The following is a 5,682-nucleotide window of genomic DNA, read 5'->3' as shown; positions in this document are numbered from 1 at the left end:
GCGAATTGTTTGCCATTTCGATGCGCAGGCCAAAGGCAGTAACATCGGGCGCCAGCGCATAGCGGCCGGTATCAAGCTCCACCTGGCGGATGGCGATGGCATCATCATTCATCAGCCCGGGCTGGAGCAGGCGCTGGCGCACCTGCCGGCTCTTCCTGTCGACAATCAAAAGCTCGATATCGCCGGCATGCGCGTAGTCGCTGGGTTGGGACCCGTCCATCAGCGGCACTGCGACCAACAGCAGGTCGTCATGGGCGGGCCAGATCTTGCAAGCCAGCCCTGGCGGATCGCCATACGCGAATGTCAGGGCAATGCTGGTGTGGGGTTCGAGCGTGAACGAGGTGCCGTCGGCGCTCTTTCGAGCTTTGGGATAGGCCTGCTGCACCAAGGCGGCGGCATCGCCGCAATCGCCGGCCACGGCCCAGGCGGGCGACAGGCTGGCCGCGGCAAGGCCAAGGAAGAGGGTGCGCAGCAGCATGGACTTTCTCACCTGCAAAGCCGGGTTCGGTCAGAACAATGGTTTGTCAGCCCCTTGCTAGGGCTTTTGTGGAGCGCTCGCTAGTGCGCCGTCATTTTGACGATGACTGGAATGGCCGCGATCATCAGCACCACCGGCAGGATGCACACAACCACGGGCACCGACATCTTGGCAGGCAGAGCGTGCGCCTTTTCCTCGGCCAACGACATACGCTTATGGCGCATGTCGTCGGAGAAGACGCGCAGCGCCCCCGACAGGCTGGTGCCGAGTTCCTTGGACTGCTGCAGCAGCGTGGCGAAGGAACGCACCTCGTCCAGGCTGAGGCGATCGGCGAGCGCCTTCAGCGCATCGTCGAGGCTGCGCCCGGCCCTCAGCTCCAGCGACACCAGCTGCAGGTTCTGGCTGAGCGCGGGATAAGTCTTGGCGAGTTCCTTGGAGACGCGCTCTATGCCTGCCTCCATGCTCATGCCGGCATCCGAGCAGACAATCATCAGGTCCATGAAATCGGGAAACCCGTTGCGGTACTCACGCCTGCGTTCCCGCACTTTCTGGCTCAGCATCAGGCCGGGCAGGAAATAACCGGCCGCGCCCGACAGGATGACGAATGTCCAGCGGCTGGCCATCGTTGCGTCCGGACTGGCCATCCAGCGGTTGAGCACAAACACACCGATTGCCGTGCCGATCATCGCGGTGAACCGGATCAGGAAGAACGTACCGACAGCGCGCGGCTCCATGTAGCCCGCCTGGATAAGCTTCATGCGCAGCCGCGCGACATTTTCCGGATCGCTCCTGGCGTAGAATTCCTGCGCCCGCTTCACCGCCTTCTCGCGCACGATGCCGGTATTCTTCTTTTGCACCGGCTCCGGTTTGGCGGCCACGGGACCGTTGTCGACCCTGAGCCGGCGCATGACCTCGTTGCGATCGCCCTTCGCCATGACAACAGGCCAGGCAACAGCGGCAGCACCCACCGCCAGCAGCAGTATGGCCACCGGCATCAATGAGGTCGGCGCAAGCGAGGCGAGGAATTCGATGAAGCCCTGCATGTCAGAACTTGAAATTCGACATCTTGAACATCATCAGATTGCCCAGCATCAGCCAGGTGATCGACGCGCCAAGCAGATACCAGGTCTTCGGCTCGCCCCAGACGTCGCTGTAGAAGCCCGGCATCAGTGCCATGATGGCGGCAAACAGCAACGCCGGCACGGCCGTCAGAATGTAGGCCGACATCCGGCCTTCTGTCGCAATGGCGCGCACCTTGCGGCGCAGCTTGCCACGCTCGCGAATCGTCGTCGCCAGGCCGTCGAGGATCTCGCGCAGATTGCCGCCCGAACTGGTCTGGATCGAGACGGCGGTGACGAACAACGGCAGATCCTCCTGGCCGACCCGGTCGAACAGCGAGTTCAACGCCGAAACCAGATCGGATCCGTAGGTCACTTCGTCGGCGATGACGCCGAACTCGCTGCCGATCGGGTCGGGCATCTCGCGCGCCACCATGGCGATCGCCACCGGCACCGGGTGGCCGGCCTTCAGGCCACGCGTGATCAGTTCCAGCGCCTCCGGCAACTGCATGCCGAACCGCTTCAGCCGGCGCTTGCGCTTGAAACGCAGCGTCAGCACCGGCAATAGCGGCATGAGCACCACGAACAGGACGAACCCCATCAGCGGCGGCAAGCCGTACCAGATGGCGACCAGGGCCATCGCCATCGCCACGCCGCAGGTGATCATCAGGAATTTCGACAGCGGCATGATCATGCCCGACTGGGTTCGCAGCGCGCGAAACCGGTCCGCCGAAAACAGCGGCGTGCCCGCGTCAAGGCCGCGCTCCTTGCGCAGTTGGACGAGCACCTGCTCCTGGCTGATCTTGTTTTCCTGCAGCCTCATGCGCCGGTTGATGGCGGTGCGCTTGTCGCTGCGGCCGGCATAAAGCAGGTAACAGGCCTCGGCGATCAGGATGCCGGTCAGCGCGGCCGCGGCATAGACGACATAGATCGCGCTCATTCCATCGAACACTTGGCTACTCCTGCGGCCGGCCGGGTTCGAAATATCGTCCGGGAAACTCGATGCCCATGGCGCGCAGGTCCTCGAGGAAGCGCGGCCGGATGCCGGTCGCCTCGTAGTGGCCCAGAATCTTGCCGTCGGCCTCCATGCCGGTGCGCACGAAGCGGAAGATCTCCTGCATCTGGATGACATCGCCTTCCATGCCGGTCACCTCGGCGACACTGGTCACCTTGCGCTTGCCGTCGGACAGGCGCGTCAGTTGGACGATCAGGTCGAGCGCGCTGGCGATCTGGCTGCGGATCGACTGCACCGTCATCGGCATGCCGGTCATGCCAAGCATCTGCTCGAGCCGCGAAATGGCGTCGCGCGGCGTGTTGGCATGGATGGTCGCCATCGACCCTTCGTGGCCGGTGTTCATTGCCTGCAGCATGTCGAAAGCCTCCTCGCCGCGGCATTCGCCGAGGATGACGCGGTCGGGGCGCATGCGCAGTGCGTTCTTGACCAGGTCGCGCTGCTTCAGCTCGCCATGGCCTTCGATGTTGGCCGGACGTGTTTCCATGCGCGCGACATGCGGCTGCTGCAGCTGGAGCTCGGCCGCGTCCTCGATGGTGATCAGCCGCTCGTCTTCCGGAATGAAGGCCGACAGTGCATTGAGCATGGTCGTCTTGCCGGTGCCGGTGCCGCCCGAAATGATCGTCGTCTTGCGGGCATGCACGGCCGCCGCCAGCACTTCGGCCATGTTCTGGGTGATGGCGCCGAATTCGACCAGTTTATGCAGGCCGAGCTTGTTCTTGGAGAATTTGCGGATCGACACCAGCGGGCCGTCGACCGCAACCGGGCGGATGGCCGCGTTGAAGCGCGAGCCGTCCAGCATGCGGGCATCGACCATCGGCTGCGATTCGTCGACGCGGCGACCGACCGCGGCGACGATCTTGTTGACGATGCGCAGGAGATGCGCCTCGTCCTTGAACGGAATGTGGACCGGCTGCAGCTTGCCTTTCTTTTCGACAAAGCAGTTCATGTGGCCGTTGATCAGGATATCGTTGATGTCGGGATCCTTGAGCAGCGGCTCGAGCGGACCGAGGCCGACCATCTCGTCGACGATGTCGTCGACCAGCGCATCAAGCTCGACGGTGTTGATCGCCATCCGCTCCTGCTTGGTCTTTTCCGAAACGAAGTCATGCACTTGCCGGCGCATCTCATCCTTCGGCAAACGCTCCAGCGCGACAAGATTGATCTCTTCGAGCAGCAGCCGGTGGATACGCACGCGCGCATCGAGCACCTTGTTGGCATTCTTTGCCAGCGCTGCTTCCGGCTTTGCCGGCAAAGCCTTTCGGCTGGTTGGTATGACGACGGCATGATGGGCGACCGGCGTCGTCTCATGCGCGCGCTGCGGACGCGCATCGCGGTTCTGCAGGGTGGAGAAGCGGCTGGTCATCCGGCTTTCCTCTTCAGCAATCCACGGCCCATGCCAAACAGCGAGCGCGATTTCGCCCGGGTCGGGACCGCTTCTTCCGGCAGGATGATCTTCTTCAGATCGTTGACGACATTGGCGTTGGGATCGATCTCGTGCAGCGGTACGCCGCGATCGACTGCTTCGCGCACCAGCCGGTAGTTGTTGGCGATGCCGCCGACGAAATGCTCGCCAAGGATTTCCTGGACGTCCGCCTGCTTGATGCCGTTATCGAACATCTTCTGTTCGAAACGGTTGACGATGACGTTCGGCTTCACTTCCTTGCCGGCCGTCTCGTAGACCGCCTGGATCAGCCGCTGGGTGTGGCGCAGGCACGGCACCGTCATTTCCGCGACGATGTAGAGCTTGTTGGAACCGAGCAGCACGGTCTCCGTCCATGGAAACCAGGTGCGGGGCATGTCGATGACGACATTGTCGAAATAGGCCGAAACGAGATCCAGCATGCGCACCACGACATCGGTCTTGAACGAGCGCATCTCGGCTGGATGCGCCGGTGCCGCCAGCACGCAAAGCCCGCTGGCATGCTTGGACAGCATCACGTCGAGCAGTTGGCGGTCGAGACGCTCGGGCTGGTTCTCGATCTCGGTGATGTCGAAACGCGGTTCGAGGTCGAGATATTCGGCACAGGCGCCCTGCTGGAAGTTGAGATCGACGACGCAGGTCGAGGCTCCGCGCGTCACCGAGTGATGCAGCTGGAAGGCGGTCTGCAGCGCCAGCGTCGTGGTGCCGACGCCGCCCGCCGCAGGCATGAAGGTATAGATTTGCGACTCGGTGTTTTCCTCGCGCCCGGGCCCTTGCAGCGCCCGTACCACGGAGCGCACCAGATCGGCCGTGGTGATCGGCTTGACCAGGAAATCCGCGACCTTGAGCTGCACGAGAATACGCACCGCGGCCGCGTTGAACTCCTGGGTGACGACGACGACCGGAACCTTGTCCTCCAGCCGACGCATGATGCGCTGCAGCGACTCGACCTCCTCCAGCCTTGCCGCATCCATGTCGACGATGATGGCGCCGAAGTCGGCTTCCTGGATCTCACCGCGCAACTCGGTAACGTTCTTCTCCACCGTCGAGAGCTGTATGATCTCGGAGGCGGAAAATGCGGTGCGCGTGTCCTGCGCAAACGTCCTGTCGGTCGATACGAGCAGGATCTTCCTGGTCTTGATGCCGTTTGCCATTCTGTCAGCCTGTCAGGTCGCCCGTTGACCAGTTGCCCGTTGAATCAGTTGCCTGTGGTCGACTGCGACGCCTTGGCACCGGCCGCCTGATCGGGTGTGACAGCCGCGGCACTGCCTCGTTGGGCCGGCACCAGGAGCCTGGTGTTCTGGACCCCGTATTTCCAGGGATCGACCATCTGCATGACGGTGTTGGCGGCCTGCGCATTGCCGGCGCCGGCCGTTGGCCCTTCGCTGCGCACATAGTCGTCGCTGGTGCAGCCAGCGGCAAAGCCGGCCAGCAGCAAGGCGACGCTCGATCCAAAGACCAGACGCATGGCTTCAATCCTTCGGCAGGTCGAGGAAATGCCCAGCCGAAGCGGCCGCTGCAGGTTGAGTGACGCGGCCGTCTGCCAGCGCCACGGTGCGACCGGCATCGGAATCCTTCACTTCCTCGGTGTTGTTGAGAAAATAGTCGGCATTGCTGGCCGGCTGCGTGCCATCTGTCGGCTCGACGAGCTTCTTCGACGGATCGACCGGCTTGACCAGATAGGGCGTTACGATGATGACGAGGTCGGTCT

5 protein-coding genes and 2 pseudogenes are annotated in these 5,682 nt (G+C 63.1%); all 7 read right to left on the bottom strand.

All coding sequences use genetic code 11. The features are described from left to right. Positions 1-478 (bottom strand): annotated as a pseudogene (locus tag ENZ75_RS18760) (hypothetical protein); the annotation flags it as partial. 80 nt (positions 479-558) lie between these two features. Continuing rightward, on the bottom strand, positions 559-1,521 hold the full coding sequence (locus tag ENZ75_RS18755; protein WP_063167885.1) for a type II secretion system F family protein: 963 nt from the start codon (positions 1,519-1,521) through the stop codon (positions 559-561). Between the two features lies 1 nt (position 1,522). Further along, positions 1,523-2,488: a type II secretion system F family protein gene (locus ENZ75_RS18750; protein ID WP_027162569.1), complete on the bottom strand. Its 966-nt coding sequence runs from the start codon at positions 2,486-2,488 to the stop codon at positions 1,523-1,525. Between the two features lie 4 nt (positions 2,489-2,492). Next, the gene (locus tag ENZ75_RS18745; protein ID WP_024505345.1) at positions 2,493-3,914 is read right to left on the bottom strand and encodes a CpaF family protein; all 1,422 of its coding nucleotides are present in this window, start codon (positions 3,912-3,914) and stop codon (positions 2,493-2,495) included. Then, the gene (locus tag ENZ75_RS18740) at positions 3,911-5,125 is read right to left on the bottom strand and encodes a CpaE family protein (protein WP_013531961.1); all 1,215 of its coding nucleotides are present in this window, start codon (positions 5,123-5,125) and stop codon (positions 3,911-3,913) included. The genes ENZ75_RS18745 and ENZ75_RS18740 overlap by 4 nt, the downstream gene beginning before the upstream one ends. A gap of 44 nt (positions 5,126-5,169) precedes the next feature. Beyond that, positions 5,170-5,439 (bottom strand): hypothetical protein, encoded by a 270-nt coding sequence (locus ENZ75_RS18735; protein ID WP_013531962.1) that lies wholly within the window; start codon positions 5,437-5,439, stop codon positions 5,170-5,172. Positions 5,440-5,443: 4 nt separating this feature from the next. Continuing rightward, positions 5,444-5,682, bottom strand: a pseudogene (locus ENZ75_RS18730) (secretin); the annotation flags it as partial.

It is taken from the genome of Mesorhizobium sp. M7A.F.Ca.CA.002.04.1.1, from assembly GCF_004022805.1.
GTDB classification, from domain to species: Bacteria; Pseudomonadota; Alphaproteobacteria; order Rhizobiales; family Rhizobiaceae; genus Mesorhizobium; species Mesorhizobium ciceri.
The sequence above is the reverse complement of the archived record's forward strand: the minus strand, read 5'-3'. Positions and strand labels throughout refer to the sequence as shown.